Source organism: Acinetobacter terrae (assembly GCF_002135195.1).
GTDB classification, from domain to species: Bacteria; Pseudomonadota; Gammaproteobacteria; order Pseudomonadales; family Moraxellaceae; genus Acinetobacter; species Acinetobacter terrae.
This window is the reverse complement of the sequence record NZ_NEGF01000006.1, coordinates 65,230-90,722: the sequence shown is the minus strand read 5'-3', so window position 1 is coordinate 90,722 and position 25,493 is coordinate 65,230. Positions and strand designations below refer to the sequence as shown.

Genomic DNA, 25,493 nt, shown 5'->3' with positions numbered 1-25,493 from the left:
GCTTAGTTCTCCTCTTTGTAGTCAGCAACCGCGTGAACCGATGGTGTTGCCTGAGGCGCCCACGCCACTGGACGGTCTGTATCTAACTCAAAGCTCGAGATCGCGTCTTTGACTAAACGTGCATCAACTTCGCCTTCATCGGCTAATTTTTTCAGTGTTGCAACCACAATGTGTGCTGCATCTACACCAAAGTAGCTACGAAGTTTAGCGCGGGTGTCTGAACGACCGTAACCATCTGTCCCAAGTGCGACAAATGGGCGGTTGTCTGGAAGATACGCACGAATTTGTTCGCTATATGCACGCATGTGATCTGTTGCAGACACCACAATACCTTTGGTGCCACGTAATTGCTTAGACACCCAAGCTTCTTTTACTTCTTCCGTCAATGGATGTAAACGGTTGTATTCTTCGCATGCCATACCGTCACGCGCAAGTTCGTTAAAGCTTGTAACACTGTAAACATTTGAGTGAATCTGATATTCCTCACGAAGAATTTTTGCCGCTTTAATCACTTCGCGCAGAATCACACCTGAACCAAGTAATTGAACAGTGGCTTTTTCATCTTCTTCAAGTAAGTACATACCACGTTTAATCCCCTCTTCAGCGCCTTTTGGCATTGCAGGGTGTTCGTAGTTTTCATTCATGACGGTTAAGTAGTAGAAAATGCGTTCTTGATTCACATACATACGCTGTAAACCATCATGTACGATCACTGCTAACTCATAACCGAAACATGGGTCATAAGACACACAGTTTGGAATCGTGTTGGCAAGAATATGTGAGTGGCCGTCTTGGTGCTGTAAACCTTCACCGTTAAGCGTTGTACGACCTGCAGTTGCACCCAACAAGAAACCTTGCGCTTGTGCATCGCCTGCCGCCCATGCAATGTCACCAATACGTTGGAAACCAAACATTGAGTAGTACATGTACATTGGAATCATTGGCAAATTATTGGTTGAATAACTCGTTGCCAACGCCGCCCAAGCACTCATCGCACCGGCTTCGTTAATTCCTTCTTGTAGCATGTGACCATCACTAGCTTCACGGTAATGCATCAATTGTTCTTGGTCTTCTGGGGTATATTTTTGACCGTGAGCGGCATAAATACCGAGCTGACGGAACATACCTTCTAGACCGAATGTACGCGCCTCATCTGGTACGATTGGCACAACACGATCTTTAATGGCTTTTTCTTTCAACAAAGATGAAATTATGCGAACCATGACCATGGTGGTCGATTGTTCCTTACCATTTGAACCTGCTAATACTGCATCAAATACAGACAATTCAGGAATCGCAAGCTGTTCGCTTTCTTTACGACGTGCAGGTAGGTAACCACCTAAGGCTTCACGACGCGCCTTCATGTATTTCAATTCAGGTGAATTTTCACTTGGACGGTAGAAAGGCACTTCTTCCAATTGCTCATCAGTAAATGGCAAGTTGAAACGATTACGTACATATTTTAATGATTCAAGCTGCATTTTTTTGATTTGATGCGTCTTGTTTACCGCTTCAATCTCTTCAGATAAACCATAACCTTTAACAGTTTTTGCAAGGATTACTGTCGGTTGACCTGTCGATTTCATCGCTTCTGCATAAGCAGCATAGACTTTATATGGGTCGTGACCACCGCGGTTTAAGTTATCGATATCTTCATCGCTTAAACCTTTCACTAATTCTTCAGCTTCTGGGTATTTACCAAAGAAGTGTGCACGTGTGTAAGCACCACCTTTTACTTGGTAACGTTGGTAATCGCCATCTACCGCTTCTTCCATGATGGCTTTAAGCGCACCTGACTTATCTTTATCAAGTAGTGGATCCCAGTGACGGCCCCAAACCACCTTAATCACGCGCCAGCCAGCACCGCGGAAGAGTGACTCAAGTTCTTGGATGATTTTACCGTTACCACGTACAGGCCCATCTAGACGCTGTAAGTTACAGTTCACGACCCATACCAAGTTATCGAGCTTCTCACGACCTGCAAGTGAAATTGCACCAGTACTTTCTGGCTCATCCATCTCGCCATCACCTAGGTATGCCCAAACCTTACGATCTTCTTCTTTAATCAAGCCACGGTTCATCAAGTACTTTTGAATGTGTGCTTGGTAAATCGACATGATTGGACCCAGACCCATCGATACCGTTGGGAACTGCCAATAGTCAGGCATTAAATAAGGATGCGGGTATGACGGCAAACCAATACCATCAACTTCACGACGGAAGTTATTAAGATGATCTTCTGTTAAACGACCTTCAAGGAATGAACGCGCATAGATACCTGGCGCACAGTGACCTTGATAATAGATCATGTCGCCACCGAAATGATCATTGCCAGCACGGAAGAAATGGTTAAAACCGACATCATACAAAGTTGCTGAAGAGGCGAAACTGGCTAAGTGACCACCGAGATCATCACCGGTTTTATTGGCACGTAGCACCATCGCCAAAGCATTCCAGCGAATCAATGCACGGATACGGCGTTCCATGTCTTGGTCACCCGGCATTGCCGGAGTTTCTTCAACCGAAATGGTATTAAGATAAGGAGTATTTAGACGCTGAATGGGAACATGAGTAGCGATTGCGCGTTGATAGAGTTTTTCTAATAAAAATGCCGCTCGCTCCGTTCCCATGTGTTGCAAAACCGAGTCAAAAGCATCTTGCCATTCTTGGGTTTCTTGCGCGTCAGTATCACCATAAAACGCCATATTCCACCTATTCCTTGAGCCTATTTATATTCTCTATATGTACCATACTTTAGCGGGCTTCAGTTATTGCCACAGCTGAATACGGAATAGCATTATTATTTAGATAATAAATACCTGTTGACCATTCTTTACGCAATAAAACAAAAAACCGCCAATAAAGGCGGTTTTTTATACAACAAGTATTCTGTACAGTGATAATATAAGACTTAAAAGCTATAGCGGCTTTTTACTCTACTCTTTAAATGAATTACCACACTCTTTTAACGATCGTTACAACTCTTTAAATTAAAACCGACAGAATGGGTTTTAAAATTTGTCATACTCAATCTTATGGCAACATTGCTAAATATGGCGAAGGGTTTTTACGTTCACCGTCTTTGACTACTTCATAATGTAAATGCGGACCGGTACAACGACCAGTACAGCCTACATTGGCAATATGTTCACCGGCTTGCACTTGGTCACCGACACGAGCAATTAAACGAGAAGCATGTGCATAACGCGTTAAATAACCGTTACCGTGGTTAATTTCCACGTATTGACCATAACCGGTGCCCCAACCTGATTTAGTGACGACACCGGGGCCAGTTGCATAAATAGCAGTACCACTCGGTGCAGACATATCTAAACCTGAATGGTTTTCCGCACGACCACCCATGGTACGACCACCATAAGATGAGCTAACGCGTTTCATGTCAGGAAGAGGATGGGCTACCAACCAAGAGTAAGCATTGTTAGAATAGCTTTTTGAGGTGCTTGAACCGTATTTTTTTGCGAGCGATTCATTGTTTAATTCAACAGTTTTTTCACGTAATTTAACGCTCATTTTAGTTTCAGCAGGAATATCAATATCATTTGATTCTGCATAAGAACCTTGAGCCAAAGTACGGGTCAATTGTTCAATACGATCTGTTGATACGTCGTTAGAATTTAATTCTACTAAATCAGCAAAAGCTACAGATGCGGCAGACGCTGCCAATGAAAACGCTAATAAAATACGTCTCGTATGCATAAAAAACCTCTTTTAACTGTTCTTAGTTAATGTCCTTGCGTGATCTCTTCCTTGATATCTACTGAAAGGAGCGCATAAGATTAAGACACAAATATGAAGGAACAATGTATGTCTGAACCGGTAAAGCTCTTTCAACAAACAAGAAAACACTTAAAAACAGGAAACTTTACGTTTCTCTCTACACAAGTTGCTGCATGGCAGAAACTTACAAAACTTATTCAACCGCTATTGCCCCAACCAGAGCAATGGCAAGTTGTATGTTATGAAAATGGCATTTTGACGATTACCGGTGCAAATCAAGCCATGATTAGTCAACTGGCATATCTTCAAAAGCAATATATAGCCCAATTATTACAATTGTCTGAATTTAAAGATTTGCATAAACTGCAAGTTCGTTTAAGAATTCAAACACACACACCACTCAAGCCTGAATCTCTGACCAGATCCCTTAGTCCAGATACCCAAGATTTAATTCGTGGTGCCGCTGACTTTGTGAGCGACCCTAAGCTTAGCCAAGCAATGCTACGTTTGGCAAGCAATAAAAAGTAACCGACACTTTGATGTCTTTGAAATCAGTCAAAAATTCTGTGAACTGTTTAACAAACACATTTGTTATAATATAACACTCGCATTAAAAGACAATGACTTATGTCACGCTTACATAAGAAATTGGACATTGCGTTTCGTCATCAAATGTTACAATTTCATAAGTGGTTGGATCGCTTTTAACATTGCGTAATAATTGATTATTTAAGGCATGGCCCGATTTATAGCCATCAAACTTTGCAATAATTTGATGCCCTAGCAGGTATAAATCCCCAACTGCATCTAAAATTTTGTGGCGCACAAACTCATCCGAGAAACGAAGTCCTTCTTCATTCACCACGCCTGTTTCATCTACTCCAATCGCATTTTCCAAGCTTGCGCCTAACGCTAAATTATTGGCTTTAAGATAGTCTAAATCTTTCATAAAACCGAAAGTGCGCGCTTCACTGACTTCATAGACAAAAGTTTCAGTTGAAAAGTCGATGGTTGCGGACTGGTATTCTTTTTTAAATGCGGGGTGATCAAAATCAATGGTGAAATTCAGTTGAAAGCCTTCATGCGGATGAAACACAGCACGTTTATCATCAATTAGAGCTTCAACCGGTTTTAAAATTTTTATAAATTTTTTTGGTGCATTTTGTTCAGCCAGACCACCTTGCATTAGCAAATAAATAAAGGGGCCTGCGCTACCGTCCATAATCGGCACTTCAGAAGCAGAGACTTCGATAATCAGGTTATCAATGCCTAACCCTGCAATGGCGCTCATGACATGTTCAATGGTGCCGACTTTGGCATTTTCCTGAACCAAGTTAGAGCACATAAATGCTTCTTGAATCAGCATAGCATTGGCTTGAATATCCACGGGTGGATCTAAATCAATACGTCGAAATACAATTCCCCCATCCACATGGTGCGGCACAAAGTTAATCAAGACTTTTTGCCCACTATGAAGACCGATACCGCTCGCTTTCACGACACGTTTTAGGGTTCGTTGTTTCAACATTTCTCTATCATCTGCTCATAAAACCGATATACGTTAGCATATTTAGCCATTGATAAAAAACAAAAAGGTAGTATTGCTACTACCTTTTGTAAACACCCCAACTAAAACTTTAAAAATAAAGTTTATTTACGTTGCTGATTTTTCAAGTAATCTTGAATGCTCATTGGTGCTGGACGTGCTGTACCCACTGCTGGAGCAACACTCGCACCGGCTTCGTTTTGTTGACGTTGAATTGCAGGGACATCATCATCTTCAACAATAGCATGAGCCACATGATTTGCAGGACGAGTTGCAGACTGAGATGACGGACGTTTAACTGTGTCAGCCGAATCCGCTGAATTACGGGTTAAACCTGTTGCAATCACAGTCACACTCAGTTCATCGCGTGCATCTGGATCAAATACAGTTCCGTAGAATACTTGACCTTCATCCAGATCTACAATTTGATTGACTACGTCGGTAATTTCTTCAATTTCACCAAAAGTCACATCATCACCACCAGTCACGTTAATCAAAATACCTTTGGCATTCATGATAGTGACGTTATCCAGCAATGGACTACGAATCGCTTGTTCAGCAGCTTGACGTGCACGCGTTTCACCACGACCTGAACCCACACCCATCATGGCATAGCCACGAGTACTCATAGCAGTTTTCAAATCGGCGAAGTCAAGGTTGATGTGACCTGGGCGAACCACGAGATCAAAGATACTACGTACTGCATTAAGTAATACATCGTCTGCTTTTTTGTACGCGTCTTTCATTGAAATATCGCGGAATACTTTAAGCAAACGCTGGTTAGGAATAATGATTAAAGAATCAACATGCGCTTCTAAAGCTTCAATACCTTTTTCAGCTGATTGCTGGCGACGTTTCCCTTCAAAGTTGAAAGGTGTAGTCACCACACCGACTGTCAAAATACCCATTTCTTTAGCAATTTCAGCAACAACTGGCGCAGCACCCGTACCTGTACCACCACCCATACCAGCAGTCACAAACACCATGTCTGTGCCTTCGAGGTGTTGGCGAATGATTTCACGGCTTTCTTCAGCAGCAGTTTGACCCACTTGAGGATTTGCACCTGCACCCAAACCACGTGTGCTTTGCTCGCCTAACTGGATTTTGAATTGGGCATTCATACGATCTAATGCTTGCTTGTCCGTATTGGCACAAACAAATTTCACACCCTGAATGTCTGACTCAAGCATATGTTGTACAGCATTACCACCAGCACCACCTACACCAAATACAGTGAAACGGGCTTGACCGTTGCTATCGTTTTGATCATCTTCTAAAAATTCAAATGAGGCCATGACCTTTGGATTTCCTAATTCGTAATTGGCAGTCACTTAAGCCCGTATACTGCCTTGATCTTAATAAAAAATTATGTTTTAGAATGCTGTTCAACTATACGCTTGTCAAGTCCAAGCCGTTAGACGTACAACTTCCTAACAATATTCCCAATAAATCCAACTTAAAATATCGATTTTAACTGATTATTTAATGCCGACCATGCTCGACCTACTCGCTTAAAAACCGACAGTTTTTCAGGATCTGTAGATTCTACAATGGTATCTTGCGTGTCACTTTGACTAAACATCAATAACCCTGCAGCTGTTGCATATTGCGAACGACGCAAAGCCGCCTGATTTTGCTCTTCAGCATATACCTGTACCGGTGGATTTCCCAAATGTGCTGAAACCCCTAACATCTGACGTGCCAGATTCACCATTCCTTCGATTTGGCTTGCATCACCTGTTAGTACCACACCATGATATAAACCATGAATTGCACCGTTGCGTTGTAACTCTTGATGAACTTGAGTCAAAATTTCTTCATAACGCGCAATAATAATTTCTGCCAATTCAATGCGACTGATGGTTTGTGGACCATCAATGCCCTGAAATTGAATCATATGATCGGGTTTCACCACTTTCAGGTCAACACAACCATACAATAACTTAATTCGTTCCGCTTCTTCGGTCGTAGTTTGCAAGACTGCTGCAATGTCACGAGTAACATGCTCACCACCACGTTGCAAAGTATGCGTCAATGCTAGGCGACCATCTAGATAGACTGCAATATTGGTGGTACCCGCACCAATATCCACCAAGCATGCACCATACTCTTTTTCATCTTTGAGCAGACTTGCTTCAGCAGTTGCCAAACAAGATACCACCATTTTCTCGACGCCAATATTGGCACCTTTTAGCGCACGATCCAGATTCTGCATGGTACTAATCGGCAGCATCATCAACTGATAATGCCCCATCATACTATGTGCAGACATGCGAATCGGATTTTGTACCCATTCTGCCGAATCATCTAGTTCAAAGCCTAAAGGCACTGCACTCACCAAATAATGGTCAGAGGTCAAATGACTGGCTTTAGCCAATTCTAACGCACGTACAACTTCACTTGTTGTAATTGTATGGTCGCTATTTTCAATGGGTGTGCGACCTGATGCATAAAAGCTTTTTAATTCTGCACTTGGAATTGAAATCCAAGCGGAATGCACACGGCATTCAGCCATATCTTCTGCTTCTTGTACGGCATTTTTGATTGCAGTGATGACTTTATCGAGACTTACAATTTTCCCTTTATTCATGCCTCGGTTACGAGCGGTTGCCATCCCAATCACTTGGATATTGTCTGGCGCATGTACCTTACCAATCAAAACTGAAACTTTGTGTGTCCCAATGTCAATCGCAACAACCGAGGGAACAGCTTCATTCATTATCTACTACTACCATTACGTGTTTGGTTGATTTATGGCCATAAGCCTCTATTTTATATAAAGCCGCTCAATTATGGCTTTACCGTTCTTGCATCTGCAATGCTTGTGTCATTAATCGTTACAACAAAGTGACCATTTACAATACCTGGAGGGGTTGAATTCTTCCATTGTATCGCCAATCCATTTCGATAACGTAAGTCCACTGACGAAATTTTAGACCAAACCGGTTTTAAATCACTTTGTGCCAGATGACTCAAGCGTTGAAGTTTACCCATGGTCTGATCCTGATCGACAATAATGCGCAAACCCGAATCAAACTGCATAAACCAGGTCATACGTTCTGTTAAATATAATTCTTTTAAACGAACATTGACTGGCAGGAATAACTGATTAATTTCATTGTAGCGACGCATCATCATTTTGGACTGAGATGTTGGGCCGTGCAGCAATGGTAATCTTTGATTATTTTGCGGAATCACTTCTGCAAAAATGTCACCACTATCGCTTAACAGTCGTCCAGTTCCCCAACGCGCAATGGGATGACGCGGCATCACGCGTACCCGAATTGAATTGGGCCATGCACGTGAGACCACCACGCGATCCACCCAAGACAACTCTAACGCCTGATCTCTAATTTGTTCCAGATCAGAAGTAAAATAATTCGCTGTTACCGCTGGGGTAACATGCTTCATGACCTGACTATTTTCAGCATCTGAACGCGTACCCACAACATTGAGTTCCGCAACATGCGCATCGGTCATGACTGTATATAAAGCATAGACCCCTACAGCCAATACCATGAGTGCAACCAGCAATAATAACCAGCCACCGAAATTCGCAAGCTTTTCCTTACGCGTTGGTGGCTTGTCATGTATGGATGTGATTGCTGCTCGTTTACGGCGCATTGAAGCAGGAAGTTGAGCCATGGTTTAGTGAGCCGTACCTGTCAAAGTTTGTTCCAGAATGGCAACACAAAGCTCATCAAAGCTATACCCCACCGCTTGTGCAGCTTTAGGTACCAATGAATGACTGGTCATACCTGGAACAGTGTTCACTTCTAGCAACCAGAAGTTGCCGTGTTCATCCTGCATTGCATCAATACGACCCCAGCCACTTGCGCCCACGGCCTGGAAAGCACGTAAAGACAATACTTGTAAACGTTTTTCATCATCTTCGCTTAGACCGCAAGGAATGCCGTATTGCACATCGTTACGGTTATATTTGGCTTCATAATCGTAGAAAGCCACATCTTTTGGCGGCTCTAGACGAATTACAGGAAGCGCCTGGCCATTCAGAATCACAATCGTGAACTCACGACCACTAATCCATTTTTCAGCCATCACCACTGCATCATGTTCAGTGGCTTTTTCAATCGCTAGGGCAAAGTCTTCGATCCGTTCAACTTTGCTCATACCGATACTTGAGCCTTCATGTACCGGTTTGATAATGAATGGCAAGCCAATACTGTCTACAACAGCATTCAAATCCGAATCTTTGGTCACAATACGGTAGGGTGCAGTGGGCAGTTCAGAACCTTGCCAAACCTGCTTGGTTTTGACTTTATCCATACCAATAGCCGAGCCTTGTACACCGGTACCGGTGTATGGAAGATTCAACCATTCCAATGCGCCTTGAATTTGACCATCTTCTCCGCCACGACCATGCAAAACAATAAATGCACGATCATAGTTGACCAGTTCAGTCACGCTACGCTCTTGCGGGTCAAAAGCTTCTGCATTTACACCCGAGCGTACCAATGCTTCAAGTACAGCCTTACCACTATCTAGAGAAACCTCGCGCTCAGCCGATTTACCACCAAGCAACACGGCAACTTTGCCGAATTCTGAAGCATTTGCCACGTTTATATCCTTAAACTTTATAACTGAACGATCAAATTCAAAATCACATAAAGTGATTATTTTAAATACAATTTATTTTGTGCAAGCTCAATCGAGATAGCACCCACATTACCTGCGCCTTGGGTTAATAACAAGTCATTCGCTTTTAACACTTTTTGCACCGCATTTTGCAAATTGCCTTCCACAGGATCAATCAAAATTGGTTCAACATCGCCACGTAAACGAATGCTACGCGCCAAGCTACGACTGTCCGCGCCCACAATCGGCTTTTCACCGGCAGGATACACTTCCAGCAATAGTAATTGATCGACTTGTGACAATACATCTACGAAGTCATCGAAGCAGTCACGGGTACGGCTAAAGCGGTGAGGCTGGAACATCATCACCAAGCGACGATCAGGATGGCTTTGACGCGCAGCTTTAATCGTTGCTTCCACTTCTTTAGGATGGTGACCATAATCATCGACCAGTTTTACATTACCACCATCAAGTTCAAATTCACCTTGAACCTGGAAGCGGCGACCTACCCCACTGAAGCCTTCCAATGCACGGCAGATTGCGCCATCAGAAACACCTTCATCAGTTGCGATCCCAATCGCTGCCAAAGCATTGAGTACATTATGCAAACCCGGCTGGTTTACAGTCACACGAAGTGGTTCACGATTTTTACGCAGCACGGTAAAGTGCGTGCGCATACCGTCTTGATCAACATCGACCGCACGGATGTCATTATCTTCGTTGAAACCGTAAGTTAATAGTGGACGGCCAATACGTGGCATAATTTCGCGGACATTGGCATCATCGCCACAAACTACAGCCAAACCATAGAATGGAAGTTTTTGTAAGAATTGTACGAAGGTATCTTTAAGGACATCGAAACTACCGCCATATGTATCCATATGATCGGCATCGATATTGGTTACAATTGCCGCCATCGGATGTAAATGCAAGAACGTTGCATCAGATTCATCCGCTTCAGCCACGATATAACGGCTCGCACCCAATGCAGCATTGACCCCAGTACGGTTCAGCAAACCACCGATCACATAAGTCGGATCCATGTTTTCTTCCGCCAACATACAAGTGATCAGACTTGTGGTTGTGGTTTTACCATGTGTGCCCGCCACTGCAATACCATGACGGTAACGCATCAACTCACCCAACATTTCAGCACGACGAACCACAGGAATACGGGTTTCAATCGCTGCTTTGATTTCCGGGTTTTCTGGATCAATCGCTGTAGATACTACAAGTACATTGGCATCTTTAATATTTTCAGGCGTATGACCGATATAAACTTTGATACCGTTTTCTTCAAGTTGCGCAGTCGTTTTAGATGCTTTGATGTCAGAACCCGAAACTTTATAGCCTTGGTTTTTGAGCACTTCCGCGATGCCACACATACCGGCACCACCAATCCCTACAAAATGAATGTGTTTGATACGGCGCATTTCAGGCACTTTAATTAATTTTTTCGCTTGCTCAGCAGGAGTAGATGGAGACATATATCACTCTAATTTACAATTCTTGAATTAAACGAACCACATGCTGGGTTGCATCAGGTTGTGCTTTTTGACGTGCTTTGACTGCCATTTCTGACAGCAATTGGCGATTCATCAGTGGTGTTAGCAATTCTTTTAAATGATCAACAGTCATGCTGGCTTGCGGGCAAATTTTCGCAGCATTGATACCGGCAAGGAATTTTGCATTTGCGGTTTGATGGTCATCCACTGCACTTGGCAGTGGAACAAAAACTGCAGCCACACCCGCAGTTGCAATTTCAGTGACAGTTAACGCACCCGCACGGCAAATAATTAAATCAGCATCTGAATAGGCTTTGGCCATATCTTCAATAAACGGCTGCACTTCAACCTGCAATGTTGCAGGTGCATCACTATAACGTGCTTGCGTTGCATCCTGATGGTTTTGACCACATTGATGAAATACATGCATCGGTACATTCAGTTGTTTCAATGCTTCCGGCACACGTTCATTCAATGCTTGTGCACCTAATGAACCACCGACAATTAAAATCTGTAAAGGTTTTGACGCTTTTTCACGTTCTTGATAACGCCAAGACGGATTTAAAATTTCGGTAATTTCTTTGCGCACAGGATTGCCTGTAGTCACAATTTTTGCACTTTCGGCGAAAGTATCTGGAAAAGCCTGACACACAGTTTTAGCAATACGGGATAATTGAGTATTGGTAAAACCTGCAATCGCATTTTGCTCATGGATAATCACAGGAATACCTAAGGCACGCGCAGCCAAGCCACCCGGCCCTGCAACATAACCACCAAAACCCACAACAGCATCAATATTGAGCTGTTTCATATAGCGCATAGCACTTAAAGTTGCTTTTAAAATTCTTAAAGGTGCCAACAATTTACGCACAACACCGTTGCCACGTACACCTTGAATATCAATTTGATAAATTGGAATATTGTGATTTTTTAACAGACGATTTTCCATGCCTGCTGGCGTTGCAAGCCAAGAGACCTGTACCCCTTGTTGCTGTAATTCTTTAGCAACAGCGAGTGCTGGAAAAACATGCCCGCCAGTACCTGCGGCCATCATCATGACATGTTTGGGCTTTGTTTGCGTTGCTTCAGTCACAGTCTAATTCTTCAATTCTAAAATATGGATAACGAAATTCGATTTTAAGCGATCAATTGTAATCACAAACGCATAACCGTGAAAGGTTATTTACTTTTTTTCAACAGGCGCTTCATTGTTTTTTTCTACGTATTTAAAAGTTTAAACTAGTTTTATTATTAATCGACGAAAAATATACAATTTTATGTATTTTTTATCCAGTTTTGTGACCTTGTTTTTAATCAGCTGATCAATTTAATACTCTCCTCCCTAGAAGCTTCGCTAAAAAAAAGAGCCTCAATTGGACTCTTTTTTTATTTCGTAATGATTCAATTAACTTAATGAAAAATATCCTGTCACTTTTACCATTATTTGCTTTGCACTACCGCAGGCTCAGTCGCATATCGTTTACCCACTTTTTTCCATGGATTATTACGCTGATATTTTTCCTCTAAAAAATCTAAGCCTTTCCAGTACAAGGGAACAAGCCTTTTATTCAGTAAAGGTAAAGACAAGGGATTTAAACCCACCCAAGGCAAAAAAGGATTTCGGCGTGCATATGCCCACAACTCAATACGCTTCGATGCATGAGTTGATTGACCACGTGCATGAAATCCATAGGTATCCGCCACAACCAAGGTGTTTGCCTTAACTGCAAATGCTTTGGGCTGAGCATATCCCATAGCTAGCAGTTCTTCAGCTTTCACCCGGAAAGAACCACGGCGTGTCATGGCATCGGTCTTTTCAGTGATGGATAACGCTTTTTCATGCTCCCAATTCAATCGTTGCTCTGTAATCTGATGTGAACCGGGGACATAAACAAAAGGCCCCTCATCTTCAGCGACATCCGTTAAAAACAGCCAGGCTTTTACACTGGGATGAAAGGTATCACTATGTAAATTGGTTTGTGGATCGGGACGAGCTTTACGTACATGCGATAAAATCACTTGCACGTAATACATGGGCTGAACTTTAGAACTTCCCACATAATTAATGAGACTTTTCCACTGATGACTCTGTAGCAATGTTTTTGTTACTGGAAGTTGATTCAGCACTTGATGATCTAGAGACATTCGACGTGTCACGGTATCACCTTGCAAAGTTTCACGTGTTTCGAATTTCGTCTCTAATAATTCCTGCTTTAACTGATTAAATTCGGCATCTGACAGAAAGTTTTCTTTTAAAATAAAACCATTCTGCTGAAATTGTTCAACATCTTCTGAAGCAATAAATTTGGCAAGATGTTGTCTACGCTTTTGTGCCAATTGAGCTGCTTTTTGAACCCGAAATCGATGTAATCCCAGCTGATTAAATACAGGATTTCCAATAATTGAATGTGATTCAAAAGATTTTGCTTCCCCAAAAAGTGTAAAAGCATCCACCATCAACTTATTTGGTTTTTCTCTGACTAAGGTTTTAATTTCATTGAGCGCAACTTGCGTGCGCTCATCTTGAAAAAAACTTTTGATCTTTTTTAGCGTTATTTTCATTGATCAAACCTGACCTATTTTTGACCTGCTTCTAAAACATCAAATAAATCATCCGCAATAGATGTCCCAAATTGATCATCAATTTCACGAATACAGGTTGGGCTAGTGACGTTGATTTCTGTCACGTAATTACCAATCACATCCAGACCAACAAAAACTAAACCTTTTTCACGTAAGAAAGGACCGACTTTTGCAGCAATCGCTTTATCATTTTCACTTAATGGGCGTGCTTGACCCAAACCACCGGCTGCCAAGTTGCCACGCACTTCGCCATTTTGAGGAATACGCGCCAAACAGTAAGGTACAGGTTCGCCATTAATCATTAAAATACGTTTATCTCCTTCAACAATTTCCGGGATATAACGCTGTGCCATAATCGGTTGGGTACCATTATTGGTCAGCATTTCAATGGTAGATCCAATATTTATGCCATCTTGATATAAGCGGAAAATGCCTGTACCGCCCATACCATCAAGTGGTTTTACAATCACATCAACGTGTTCTTTCAGAAATTCACGAATCAGACCTTCATTTGAGGTCACTAAAGTCGGCACCTGAAGTTCAGGGAACTGTGTTGCAAAGAGTTTTTCATTACAGTCACGCAGGCTTTGCGGTTTGTTGATAATCCACGCGCCTTCACGCTCTGCCTGTTCCAGAATATAAGTGGTATAGACAAAATTCATGTCGAACGGTGGGTCTTTACGCATCAACACCACGTCATAATCTGCAATCGATTCTTTTTTCTTTTCACCCAATTCAAAGTAATGGTTATAGTCTTCAAACACTTTCAACGATGAAATTAAACCGAATGCCTTACCTTGTTCGATATATAAATCTTGCTGTAATGCATAACCCAACTCATGTCCACGACGGCTGGCTGCCCACAGGATTGCCATAGAGGAATCTTTTTTCAGATTTACATTTTCGATGGGATCCATCACAACAAGTACGCGCATATCGATCTGCTCATGTATTTTTAAATTGAGAAAAGTATAGCGGAGTTTAATCTTTCTTTTTTCTCAATTTTGGTAAAGCTTTTATATGATTGTACAAAGTGGCTTCAGGAGCAGTTGATGCAACAAGCAATTATTGGTTTTCATTTGGATGAAGAAGGTCATTGGGTCGCTGACCTTGCCTGTGGTCATGCGCAACATGTTCGGCATAATCCACCCTGGCAAAACCGCCCTTGGGTGATCACGGAGCAAGGACGGAAAGAGAAGTTAGGCGTGATGTTGGAATGTAAGAAGTGTGATGAACAAATTCAGTAGGTTCTGTATAAACAATTGGTGTTCAAAGAGCTATTTATGACTCATTTGATATTGCTTACCTAATCTCTCATTATTGTTCCATAAGTTTGACTAGATCACATAAAGGATCAGCATTTTTAATTTTATAGTGCTGATCTTTTTATATTCTTTCTTGATTATTTTTAAATCGTGATAAGAAAAAAGTTCTCATGCTAAATTCCCCCAATAACGACCAAGAAGAGTTATATAAAATATATCCTCTTTTTCTTCCTGACGTGAAATTGGATTATGCATATTCCTCTAAAACAAAAATAAATCAGCAAACTATCCTAAACTTCTTTTTGATTAAATTTAGCTTAATGGGCTAGGTTTTTGAAAATATGCTTAAGATTTTCTAACATTTTTTCAATTTGCAAGGGTGTTAAACCCTCAAAAGACTGTTCCAAAACGATGTGACTAAGGTCATTAATCTTTTCGATCATCTGCTGTCCTTTATCGGTTAATAAAACTCGGGTAATTCGACCATCATATTCACAACAATAGGTATCCACTAAGCCTTCATCTTTTAAACGGTAAATGATTTTGGTGGTCGTCGACATTTTAGAAATCACCATTTCTGATAAATCAGATACGCTCGCTTTATTTTTAGATTTTAAAGCCAGTAAAATACGACGGCGAGAATAATCTAAACCATATTTTTTTAATGCATGATCAACATTCTGTATATATTGAGAATGTACTTGAGTGATCCAGTAATATGGAGAATTTTCTAAATTAAAATCTGCGGCAGCAGATAAAAACTTATTGTATCTTTTTGTCATGACCTTACCTCTCTAAGTTGTTGTTGCCATTAAAATTTTTAAAAAAATTATTTTTCAATCTATACATTCTAGTAACCGCTATATTTATTGAATTTTTGGTATTACTTATTTCGCTATATACTCTGTTTTTAAATTGACTCTCTAATTTTTCCTTCGCTTTCTCCAAACCGGCTTTATAAAAAGAACTCGAGAGCCAAATGCCACATAAAGTCCTCTTTTGTATTTATTTATTGCTATTTTGTAAGCAAATTAAATCACTTTAATGGTTAAATGATCTATCACAAAAAATACCAATTTATTAGCTTAGATATATAAAAATATTACACATTTAACATTAATTTTTTTTATAAAAATCATCTATTCCCGTCAGTTTTAGCTTATTAGAATAAGTTTAAATTAAAGCAATGGAGGTTTTTTAAACCTAAAAACAACGGTAAAGTATTGTTTAATTTTATATTTTTTTATTTAAGGAAATATTATATTTAAGCTCATATCTTTAAATAATACTGGAAAAATCATCTATTTTTACAGATGCATTTTATATAATTAATTTTATTGATTATCGGTTTTTAAACATTTTCTATTTAATATTTCTAAAAAATAAATTTTTTACTCTGAAGCAATTGGGTCTTCCTACTGGGAGTTTAATATGCTTATTCACTTAATCACTATTGTGAAATAGATCTCTCCACTCAATTTTCTCTCACCCACTTGAACTGATTAAAAGAGTTGTTTAAATGCTGTGGATTAAAACATTAGTAAAAGAGATTGAACGTTCATAGCTCTAAACCCTAGAGATAGTACATTATGAATATTGCGAATAATTGACCAAATCTAATCATTTTTACATTTCTACTTTTTAGTAATTTATCACTTTCTTAAAATCATGAAAAAAGGAAGCCTCAGCTTCCTTTTTTCATTTCTAAAAATTTAGATACCATATTTCACACGATAAGCTTCCATTTTCGCTAAAGCTTCTTTGTCACCTTTCGCGTCCAAGAAATCCATCAAATCTTTCATGGTAATTAAAGCGTGAACTGGAATTTCAAGTTCTTTTTGCACTTCTTGAATTGCAGACAAGTTACCTTGACCTTTTTCTTGACGGTCTAACGCAACCAACACACCGGCAATTTTCGCACCGGCATTTTTAAGAACAGTTACCACTTCACGAATAGCTGTACCTGCAGTGATCACATCATCAATGATCCAGACTTTTTTACCTTCCACAGAAGCACCAACCAGCACGCCACCTTCACCGTGGTCTTTAGCTTCTTTACGGTTAAAGCCCCAAGGCACGCTCACACCATGATTTTGTGATAATGCCACAGCAGTCGCGGCTACAAATGGAATACCTTTATACGCAGGTCCAAAAATCACTTCAACATTATCGCAAGTTGTTAATTTATCAGCATAGCCTGAAGCCAATAGTGTTAAAGCTTCACCATCATTGAGCAAACCCGCATTAAAAAAATAAGGACTCACACGACCCGATTTTAAAGTAAACTCACCAAATTTAAGCACACCACGTGATAATGCAAGTTCGATAAAAGCTTGAGGGTTAAATTGAGCTGGCGAGGTCATGAGGTGCTCCAAAATTCATAAATAGAGGTAAGACTTGCGCATGATACCAAAGAGTAGCTATCCAAGTGATCAAAAAATTCTAAGAGTCGTTTCAATTAACGTAAATGGCTTACGTTCTTCAGTGACCAAGGGTTTACTTGAATGGATGGAACAGTCAGATGCCGATGTCATCTGCATGCAGGAGAGCCGGATCACGCATGCGCAGTGGACTGAAAAATTTAGACCTGAAGGTTGGTACACACACCTATTCCCTGCGGAACGTGCAGGCTATGCAGGTACTGCCATTTATAGCCGCTTGCCCTTTGTGTCAGTGACCGATGGTTTAGGTTTTGAATTAGCCGATTCTCAAGGGCGCTTTATTTCTGCTGAATTTGACTTGGGCTTGGAAAAACCTGTTCATATCTGTTCCCTTTATTTACCGTCAGGTTCATCGGGTGAGGAAGCCCAAGCGCGTAAAGACCATTTCTTAGATCAATATCAAGAAATTTTAAAACAATGGCGTGATGAAGATAAATCGGTCATCGTCTGCGGTGACTACAACATCGTGCATAAACGCATTGATATTAAAAACTGGTCGGGCAACCAAAAATCTTCCGGCTGCTTACCGCATGAACGTGCTTGGCTCGATCATATTTATGATGATCTGGGTTATGTCGATACTTTCCGTGAAGTGCGCAAAGAAGCGGAACTTTATTCATGGTGGTCAAACCGCGGACAAGCCCGTGCCAAAAACGTCGGTTGGCGGATTGATTACCAAGCGTGTTCGCCAGACTGGAAAGACCGTACCATCAATGCATGGGTCTATAAAGAAACCTGGTTCAGCGACCATGCCCCAGTGGTGATTGATTATAAAATCTAATCAATAGCACCTATTTGAGTGAACGTTTGTTCACTCAATACCATCCAAAAACCTACAACACTTGACGCGTTTGTGTATTTTTATACACGCATTTTAAGTGCATTATGGCTTCACGGCAAAGGGATATGTCAGGATGACACAAAAGGACAGGACGCCGTAGGATGAAACAGAATAAACGACTTCGGTCGCTTATTTTGCAAGGATGTGACAATGGACGTTGAAATGAGACCCGCATGATCAGGATGATTAAATGCGGGTTTTCTCTTTTTATAGATTTATTAAATCCATATTTTTAATCATAAAGTTATTCTTATCTATAGCGCTATATTGGCAAATCTAAATGTCAATTTCATGACATCTCATTTTTTTAGTTTTAATACTTTTAATTCCCCTCTAGAGCTTCTAGATAATTTTCGCTAGGCTATCCAGCAATCGAAAATGGAATGATCATCTTATGCTTAAAATTTATGGCATCAAAAATTGTAGTTCAATGAAGAAAGCGTTCGACTTACTCAAGGAACTGGGTCTGGCGTATGAATTTCAGGATTACAAGAAACAAGGTGTTGATGCTGAAACTGTAAAGAAATGGCTAGATGAAGTCGGACCAGATCTCATCCTGAATAAAAAAGGCACCACTTGGCGAAAACTGAGCGAAGAAGAACAACAAACTGCGCTTAAAAATGAAACCAATTTAATCACTGCCTTAACAACGCATAGCAGCTTGATTAAACGTCCGGTACTCGCAACTGAGCAAGGCTATGTCGTGGGTTATGATGAAGCTGCTTACCGAGCTTTAAAGTAAAACTTTAACCATTATGTAGCCATATAAAAAAAGCCTAGCTGAATATCCACTAGGCTTTTTTCTTGGTTTTCATTTTGGCTTGAAATTAGTTTGCACGAATCCAAGTTTGGTTACGACCTAAAGCCGCGACACCAATAAAACCGCGTAACTCTAATTTTTTACCACCTTCAACCACTTGACCTTTTAATCGGTAAGTTTTGCCCGAAGATGGATCCAAAATAGTACCGTCTTCGTAGCTTGTACCACCACTATTTTTAAGACCATGAACAATCTTTAGACCTTTTAAAGATTTATTATTATATGGGCCTTCACATTTTGTACATGCGTTTTCTTCACCGGGTGTTAAAACCTTTTGAATACTCGCAGATAATGTGCCATTTTTTTGCTCAGTAAATTTTACTATCGCTTTCGGTTGTTTTGTTTTGTCATCAATCGTTTTCCAAACAGAACCATTTAGTGGATCAGCAGCATTAGCCAAAGCTGTTAATCCGAGCAATCCTAGTGCAAGTGCAATTTTTTTCATTTTTTTTCGTTTCCCTAGTCTGGTATAGACGGCTTAGTATTAAAAAGTCACAACATTATTGCAATTTTTCAGTGTGACCCTTTAGTGTAATCTTGTAACTTGAATTGGTAAATATCCAGTCATCCCCTAAAAGATAGAACAAGATGGAAAAAACATGAAAATAAGTCCGTTATGGAAACAATTAATTACAGAAAGCATCTTAAAAACCACCATCCGTAAACCCAGCCAATTTAACTTGCCTCCCAACTCGATACGTTTTGCATTGGAGCAAATGTGTCGTGCCTTTCCAAGCAACAAGGAAGTTGAAATCAGACCACTACGCTTGGCAGGTTTACGCGCTGAAGAAATCAAACCTCAAAGTGAATCATCGCAACTCATTTTGCACATTCATGGCGGTGCATTCTTTTTGGGCTCACTCAAAACACATCGTGCCTTTTTAACCCATGTCGCTGCACGTACACAAATGCAAGTGCTGCATGTCGACTATCCATTAGCTCCAGAATCTGTTTATCCTGAAGCCAGCGATGCGATTTTTGATATCTACACCACCTTGTTAGGTCAAGGGATTCAAGCCAAAGACATTATCTTATCGGGTGACTCTTGTGGGGCTAATTTGGCTTTGGCCTTGGCACTTAAAATCCGTGATGAAGGCCTTCCACAAGTTAGTGGTCTGATACTGCTATCACCCTTTCTAGATTTGACCCTGACCAGTGAATCCTTACGCTATAACCGTAAACACGATGCCTTACTCTCGATTGAAACTTTAGAAGCAGGCATTGACTATTACGTACCGAAATTTATGGATACCGCAGACCCTGCCATTTCACCGTTATTTGCAGACTTAACCGGATTACCCCCGATCTTGGTTCAAGTCGGCTCTAAAGAAATTCTATTGGATGATGCGCAGCGCTTTAAAGAAAAAGCACAACAAGCAGGTGTGGATCTAACCTATAAACTTTACACGGGTATGTGGCATAACTTTCAGATGTTTCATCATTGGTTTGATGAAGGGAAACAGGCCTTGGCCGATCTGGCCGAATTTGCACATCAGCTTGATCGGGATTAGATCTTGGTGTTAGAAAGTGATGGGTATAAAAAAGGTCAGCCGAAGCTGACCCAAAAGGAATGTACTATATTTTCAGAAATTACAGCGCTTGTACCTGAGTTAAAGCGCTAGAAATTGCTTTATCTTTCAACTCTGGTCCCATATTCACGCCTTCAGCACGAATAATTTCGACATCATTCACACCAGTGAAGTTAAATACAGTTTTCAAAAAGCCTTCCTGAAAATCGACTGGGCTATTTTCACCATAGACTCCACCACGACTACTTGCGATATAAACTTTTTTTTCACCCGCCAAGCCGACAGGACCGTTCTCAGTATATTTAAATGTTTTCCCGGCTACGCTAATACGGTCAATCCACGCTTTTAAAGTTGAAGTCAAACCGAAGTTGTACATCGCAGCACCGACCACCACGATATCTGCATCTAGATATTGCTGAATAATTTTCTCACCCAGCGCAGTTTGTTCCGCATCTTGCCCCATTAAAATGGCACCTGTTAAATGCGGAATAGGCTGTGCAGCTAAATCTAGATAATCTATAGCTAAATCTGCATGTTTAGTCTGTAATTGATCAACAATTGCTTGACTTAATTGGCGTGAAACTGAAGCATCGCCTAAAATACTTGAATCGATATGTAAAACTTTCATGCTCAAAACCTTAATGTTTATTTATTTAATGAACCCAGTTTAATCGATCAACAAAAATAGAATAATATCCTTATGCACAACACACTGTTTTATATTTAGAACAATAAACATTCGGATAAAATGCATTTTTATACCTAAAAGTACAAAATATAGGCATTACCATTCATAAAAAAACGTGCTATGTTGTGAATTATTAAAAATAAATCAGATCAACTCATCATTAATACATAGTTTGAAGATCTAAAGGTCATATCTATCGAATGAAGCAAACCTTTTCACCCAATCTCAGCTCCTCATTCAAAGAAAAAATTGCGAAATATCTGATAGAAGATGAAGTCGTAATGAACTGGAGTGTCCTCAATAAATGCATCCTGATGCTTATTTTAGGAAGTTTGGTGCATGTGATTTGGATTGTCTGGAAAGTTTTTGTCCTTCTTTCACCTAATGTATGGCATTGGGTGAATTTGCCTTTACTTAAGCTCCAGCTTGGACTCAACATCCTCACCTTGATGGTTTTTATTGGGCTGATTTACCCCTGTTCCGTCTGGCGAAAAAAACCTGCGGTACAGCAGTGGCTGCCTTATGTATGTGTGGCCATTTTTGTAATTTCATTATGCCGGGATGGCTATATCGTCGGGGTTCTAAGTCCCGCCACCATGATCTCTTACATCAGTTTGGTGACCGTTGGCTTGGTGCTGTTTAAGCGTAAAATTGTTTACTATGCATTGATTCCAGCTACTCTATATTTGGTCTTATCTGGCTATTTAAGCTTACAAGGTCAAATCAGCTACGCACCGATTTTTTATCTACATAGTCTTCCCTATCAAAATATGTTTTGGGTTCTCACGATGATGTATTTCATTGCACCCATTTTGATTACTTGTCTAATTTTATTTGAAATTTTACTCAGCCAATGGCGGCATCGAGAAAAATTAATTCAGCATTTAAGTCAGATTGATCCGCTTACCAATGCACTTAACCGACGCAGCATTAGCGATTGCCTGGAAAAATTAGAGCGTAAACCCACAACATCTTATGCATTGGTGTTAATTGATCTGGATCATTTTAAACGGATTAATGACCAATACGGACACGATAAAGGCGATGAAACCCTGATTAAAGTCAGTGAAGTGCTTTCCCAAATCATTCGTGATAGCGATGTTGTGGGTCGCTTTGGCGGAGAGGAATTTATTCTTATTCTGAATCAATCTTCTTTAGAACAAGCGAAAATTATTGCTGAGCGTTGTCGCCAAGCCATTCAACAGCTAAATTTAATCAGTGATTTGGGCGAGACCATTCAGGTCACCGCCAGTTTTGGGATTGCATTATCGAATACCCTACTTAGACCGCAACAATTGTTAAGCCAAGCAGATAAAGCACTCTATGAAGCAAAAGCATGTGGCCGTAATCAGGTCAAATGCTATCAAGAAGAATTGTTGAGTGAAGCCAAACTGTGTTAAAGCGCTTGCTGTTGATACGACTCTAGATAATTCACCCAGGCATCTTCTTGTAATGCTGCATCGATCCAGGCTTGTACTGCAGAATGTTGCAGCATGATTTGTATATACTGCCGTGTAGACTCACTTACAGGCAGAGCATAAGTCATTAAGCGCGTCACCACAGGTGCATAAAATGCATCGGCAATCGAAAATTCACCACATAAAAAACCGTTCATATTTGGACGTTCCGACCAGATCTGCTCTATACGTGCCACATCTTGGTGAAGTTCTTCATTTTCCCGCCACAAACGTTTACCTACATCGGCTAAATTGGCGCGAATATTCATGCCGCAGGCATTGCGCAAACTCGAAAATCCGCTGTGCATTTCTGCAGATATACAGCGCGCACGTGCACGTTGCTTAACATCTTTGGGCCATAAAGCCTGATCTGAATGTTGTTCCGCCAAATATTCACAAATGGCCAAGGAATCCCAGAGCATCAACCCATCATCCACCAACACAGGGACTTTAGCATTGGGATTAATCGCCAAAATATCCTGTTTAAATGTGCCTGTTCCACGCTCTGATGGAAAGGGAATCGTGATTTCTTCAAACGGCAGGTTAAAAGCCTTTAGCACCAACCACGGGCGCATTGACCAGCTGGAATAATTTTTATTGGCAATATATAGCCAATACATGAAATTATTCTCCTATATGCTTTTGAAACAGATCCAGCTGTTTCAATAATTCAGCTTCGCTAAATGCACCGGTTAAACGCAAACCTCGAATTTCTTGTTGTTTTGGATTTAAGAATAAATAGGTGGGTGGACCTAAAATATCCCATTGATTCAGCAATGCCTGATGCGTTGCATCATAGTCACTTAAATCAAGCTTAATCAGAAAATAAGGTGCCAAGTCTTGCTGTACTTGTGCTGATTTTAGGACACGATATTCAATCGGCTGACATGCCACGCACCAATCGGCATAGACATCAATAATAATACCTTGCTCAGATGGCACACTGGTTAATAACTGCTGAAATTCATCGGCTGTTTTAGCCACATGCCATGTTGCTTGAGTACTGCTTTGTTCCACAAAGAAGCGTTGACTGTGTTGATATTGAGTATAGGCTAGATACGGAACCACCACGAGCAATGCCAAAATATACAGCCACTTGAATGGGGCTGTTTGTCGCATAATTCGGGGGCTTAAATAAGCAATAAAAATGATGCCTAAGCCCAAACTTAACCATTGTAGCCAAGCTTCAGAAATTAATGGACGAATAAAATACAGTGCCAGAGCCAGCATGATAAAGGCAAAGAACACCTTAATCTGGTGCATCCATAGCCCCGCTTTAGGCAGAACCTTGGAACCTAACACACTGGCCAGAAGCAAGGGAGTTCCCATGCCAAAACCCAGTGTGAACAGCAAGATTGCTCCCTGCCACTGACTTTGGGTCTGGGAAATAAATAACAACGCCCCTGCTAAAGGTGCAGTCATACACGGTCCAACCAACAGTGCCGAAATCATGCCCATGATGCCTGCACCAATTAAGCTACCGCCTTTTTGTATCGACTGGGCCTGATCCAGACGATTGACCCAGCCTTGCGGTAATTTAATTTCAAACAGGCCAAATAAATTCAGGGCGAACAAGACAAAGAGCACGCTAAAAGCAATCAGGGTGGAAGGCTGTTGTAACCAGCGCTGGAAATTCAGTCCAGCTGATGAAGCAATCAAACCTAAAATGGCATAAACCATGGCCATGCTACAGACAAAGACCAAAGCGATCATCCAGGCTTTTAAGCCCTTGCTATCTCGTACAATTAACGAGGTCAAAATCGGTAACATCGGCAAGGAACACGGCGTGAAGGCCAGTAAAACCCCTAAACCAAAAAATAGCAATAAGCTATAAAATAAAGAATTTTCAGCCAGTTTTTCCGACCACATCTGATCTTGAGCAGTATCTAATGCAACTGCAGGTTGGGCAGTTTCTGAATTATTTTGTTCAGCTGCAAAAGGTGTTTTACTATTTGTCGGGCTATTCGATGACTGTGAAAGATCGAGCAAACGCTTGCTTGATTTGGCCTGATTTTGCAGCAGCACCAAGCCATCGACATTGGTCTGAAACTCGACTGTTTGTGGCGGATAACAAATACGGTCTTGGGCACAGCCCTGCCACGTCACCCGATAAGTTTTTGATGCTTCGGCCGGAATATTGAATTGGACATTGTGAAAATAAACTTGGGTATGCCCATAGTTTTCGTCATACAAATCGGTGGCTTTAGGCAGTTTTAAAGCAAGTTTCTGAGACCCTTGCTGGACTTCAAATTTGTGCTGATATAAATAATAACCTTGGGGAATATTCCAATTCAGCTGTGCTTCATGCTCACGATTGGATTCAACTGAAAAAGAAAAAGCATCTTCTGCAGAGAGCAATTGATCTTGCGCTTGTAAAGTCATTGAAAACAATAAAATGACGCTACAAATAAATCCGCTCACAGCGGAATGAAACAAGAACCCACTATTTTGAAGATGCTTTTTCATATCGTTTATATTTTTTAA

23 protein-coding genes are annotated in these 25,493 nt (G+C 40.8%); 6 read left to right on the top strand and 17 right to left on the bottom strand.

Going from position 1 to position 25,493, the window contains the following annotated elements; translation table 11 throughout:
- Positions 1-2: 2 nt before the first annotated feature.
- Together aceE and B9T23_RS08570 are read right to left on the bottom strand one after the other, a co-directional pair.
- Positions 3-2,705, bottom strand: a complete 2,703-nt coding sequence (gene aceE / locus B9T23_RS08575) for a pyruvate dehydrogenase (acetyl-transferring), homodimeric type (protein WP_086193810.1) — start codon at positions 2,703-2,705, stop codon at positions 3-5.
- Between the two features lie 328 nt (positions 2,706-3,033).
- Complete coding sequence (locus B9T23_RS08570) at positions 3,034-3,717, bottom strand: M23 family metallopeptidase (RefSeq protein WP_086193809.1); 684 nt, start codon at positions 3,715-3,717, stop codon at positions 3,034-3,036.
- Positions 3,718-3,825: 108 nt separating this feature from the next.
- Here B9T23_RS08570 and B9T23_RS08565 point away from each other — a divergent pair, with 108 nt between their 5' ends.
- On the top strand, positions 3,826-4,266 hold the full coding sequence (locus B9T23_RS08565; protein WP_086193808.1) for a DUF721 domain-containing protein: 441 nt from the start codon (positions 3,826-3,828) through the stop codon (positions 4,264-4,266).
- 97 nt (positions 4,267-4,363) lie between these two features.
- On the opposite strand, the gene lpxC is transcribed toward B9T23_RS08565, so the two are convergent.
- From lpxC to gshB, 9 genes are all read right to left on the bottom strand, one after another.
- The gene (lpxC, locus tag B9T23_RS08560; protein WP_086193807.1) at positions 4,364-5,266 is read right to left on the bottom strand and encodes a UDP-3-O-acyl-N-acetylglucosamine deacetylase; all 903 of its coding nucleotides are present in this window, start codon (positions 5,264-5,266) and stop codon (positions 4,364-4,366) included.
- A gap of 122 nt (positions 5,267-5,388) precedes the next feature.
- Entirely contained in the window at positions 5,389-6,579 is a 1,191-nt protein-coding gene (gene ftsZ / locus B9T23_RS08555) for a cell division protein FtsZ (protein ID WP_067725448.1), read from the bottom strand.
- 161 nt (positions 6,580-6,740) lie between these two features.
- A complete protein-coding gene (ftsA, locus tag B9T23_RS08550) occupies positions 6,741-8,003 on the bottom strand; it encodes a cell division protein FtsA (RefSeq protein WP_067725447.1) in 1,263 nt (420 codons plus the stop codon).
- A gap of 71 nt (positions 8,004-8,074) precedes the next feature.
- Positions 8,075-8,929 (bottom strand): cell division protein FtsQ/DivIB, encoded by an 855-nt coding sequence (locus tag B9T23_RS08545; protein WP_086193806.1) that lies wholly within the window; start codon positions 8,927-8,929, stop codon positions 8,075-8,077.
- 3 nt (positions 8,930-8,932) lie between these two features.
- Complete coding sequence (locus B9T23_RS08540) at positions 8,933-9,862, bottom strand: D-alanine--D-alanine ligase (protein ID WP_086193805.1); 930 nt, start codon at positions 9,860-9,862, stop codon at positions 8,933-8,935.
- Between the two features lie 56 nt (positions 9,863-9,918).
- Complete coding sequence (gene murC, locus B9T23_RS08535; RefSeq protein ID WP_086193804.1) at positions 9,919-11,367, bottom strand: UDP-N-acetylmuramate--L-alanine ligase; 1,449 nt, start codon at positions 11,365-11,367, stop codon at positions 9,919-9,921.
- Between the two features lie 13 nt (positions 11,368-11,380).
- Complete coding sequence (murG, locus tag B9T23_RS08530; RefSeq protein ID WP_086193803.1) at positions 11,381-12,478, bottom strand: undecaprenyldiphospho-muramoylpentapeptide beta-N-acetylglucosaminyltransferase; 1,098 nt, start codon at positions 12,476-12,478, stop codon at positions 11,381-11,383.
- Positions 12,479-12,825: 347 nt separating this feature from the next.
- A complete protein-coding gene (locus tag B9T23_RS08525) occupies positions 12,826-13,947 on the bottom strand; it encodes a phytanoyl-CoA dioxygenase family protein (protein WP_086193802.1) in 1,122 nt (373 codons plus the stop codon).
- A gap of 14 nt (positions 13,948-13,961) precedes the next feature.
- A complete protein-coding gene (gene gshB / locus B9T23_RS08520; RefSeq protein WP_086193801.1) occupies positions 13,962-14,903 on the bottom strand; it encodes a glutathione synthase in 942 nt (313 codons plus the stop codon).
- A 117-nt stretch (positions 14,904-15,020) separates the two neighbouring features.
- Here gshB and B9T23_RS08515 point away from each other — a divergent pair, with 117 nt between their 5' ends.
- Complete coding sequence (locus B9T23_RS08515) at positions 15,021-15,215, top strand: DUF3565 domain-containing protein (RefSeq protein ID WP_086193800.1); 195 nt, start codon at positions 15,021-15,023, stop codon at positions 15,213-15,215.
- Positions 15,216-15,550: 335 nt separating this feature from the next.
- Here B9T23_RS08515 and B9T23_RS08510 read toward each other — a convergent pair whose 3' ends face one another.
- Positions 15,551-16,015, bottom strand: coding sequence for a MarR family winged helix-turn-helix transcriptional regulator (locus tag B9T23_RS08510; protein ID WP_086193799.1), 465 nt, complete (start codon positions 16,013-16,015; stop codon positions 15,551-15,553).
- A gap of 930 nt (positions 16,016-16,945) precedes the next feature.
- A complete protein-coding gene (pyrE, locus tag B9T23_RS08505; protein ID WP_067725434.1) occupies positions 16,946-17,596 on the bottom strand; it encodes an orotate phosphoribosyltransferase in 651 nt (216 codons plus the stop codon).
- A gap of 40 nt (positions 17,597-17,636) precedes the next feature.
- On the opposite strand from pyrE, the gene B9T23_RS08500 reads away from it, so the two are divergent.
- Positions 17,637-18,455 (top strand): exodeoxyribonuclease III, encoded by an 819-nt coding sequence (locus B9T23_RS08500; RefSeq protein ID WP_086193798.1) that lies wholly within the window; start codon positions 17,637-17,639, stop codon positions 18,453-18,455.
- A 454-nt stretch (positions 18,456-18,909) separates the two neighbouring features.
- Positions 18,910-19,257, top strand: coding sequence for a Spx/MgsR family RNA polymerase-binding regulatory protein (locus B9T23_RS08495; protein ID WP_086193797.1), 348 nt, complete (start codon positions 18,910-18,912; stop codon positions 19,255-19,257).
- A gap of 85 nt (positions 19,258-19,342) precedes the next feature.
- Here B9T23_RS08495 and B9T23_RS08490 read toward each other — a convergent pair whose 3' ends face one another.
- Positions 19,343-19,780 (bottom strand): DUF2147 domain-containing protein, encoded by a 438-nt coding sequence (locus B9T23_RS08490; protein ID WP_067725428.1) that lies wholly within the window; start codon positions 19,778-19,780, stop codon positions 19,343-19,345.
- Between the two features lie 154 nt (positions 19,781-19,934).
- Here B9T23_RS08490 and B9T23_RS08485 point away from each other — a divergent pair, with 154 nt between their 5' ends.
- On the top strand, positions 19,935-20,846 hold the full coding sequence (locus tag B9T23_RS08485) for an alpha/beta hydrolase (RefSeq protein ID WP_086193796.1): 912 nt from the start codon (positions 19,935-19,937) through the stop codon (positions 20,844-20,846).
- 79 nt (positions 20,847-20,925) lie between these two features.
- On the opposite strand, the gene B9T23_RS08480 is transcribed toward B9T23_RS08485, so the two are convergent.
- Positions 20,926-21,492: an FMN-dependent NADH-azoreductase gene (locus tag B9T23_RS08480; protein WP_086193795.1), complete on the bottom strand. Its 567-nt coding sequence runs from the start codon at positions 21,490-21,492 to the stop codon at positions 20,926-20,928.
- Between the two features lie 260 nt (positions 21,493-21,752).
- Between B9T23_RS08480 and B9T23_RS08475 the strand changes: the two genes are divergently transcribed.
- Positions 21,753-22,952, top strand: coding sequence for a GGDEF domain-containing protein (locus B9T23_RS08475; RefSeq protein WP_086193794.1), 1,200 nt, complete (start codon positions 21,753-21,755; stop codon positions 22,950-22,952).
- Here B9T23_RS08475 and B9T23_RS08470 read toward each other — a convergent pair.
- On the bottom strand, positions 22,949-23,629 hold the full coding sequence (locus tag B9T23_RS08470) for a glutathione S-transferase family protein (RefSeq protein WP_086193793.1): 681 nt from the start codon (positions 23,627-23,629) through the stop codon (positions 22,949-22,951). The genes B9T23_RS08475 and B9T23_RS08470 overlap by 4 nt on opposite strands.
- Before the next feature lie 4 nt (positions 23,630-23,633).
- Positions 23,634-25,475 (bottom strand): protein-disulfide reductase DsbD, encoded by a 1,842-nt coding sequence (dsbD, locus tag B9T23_RS08465; protein ID WP_086193792.1) that lies wholly within the window; start codon positions 25,473-25,475, stop codon positions 23,634-23,636.
- Between the last annotated feature and the right edge of the window lie 18 nt (positions 25,476-25,493).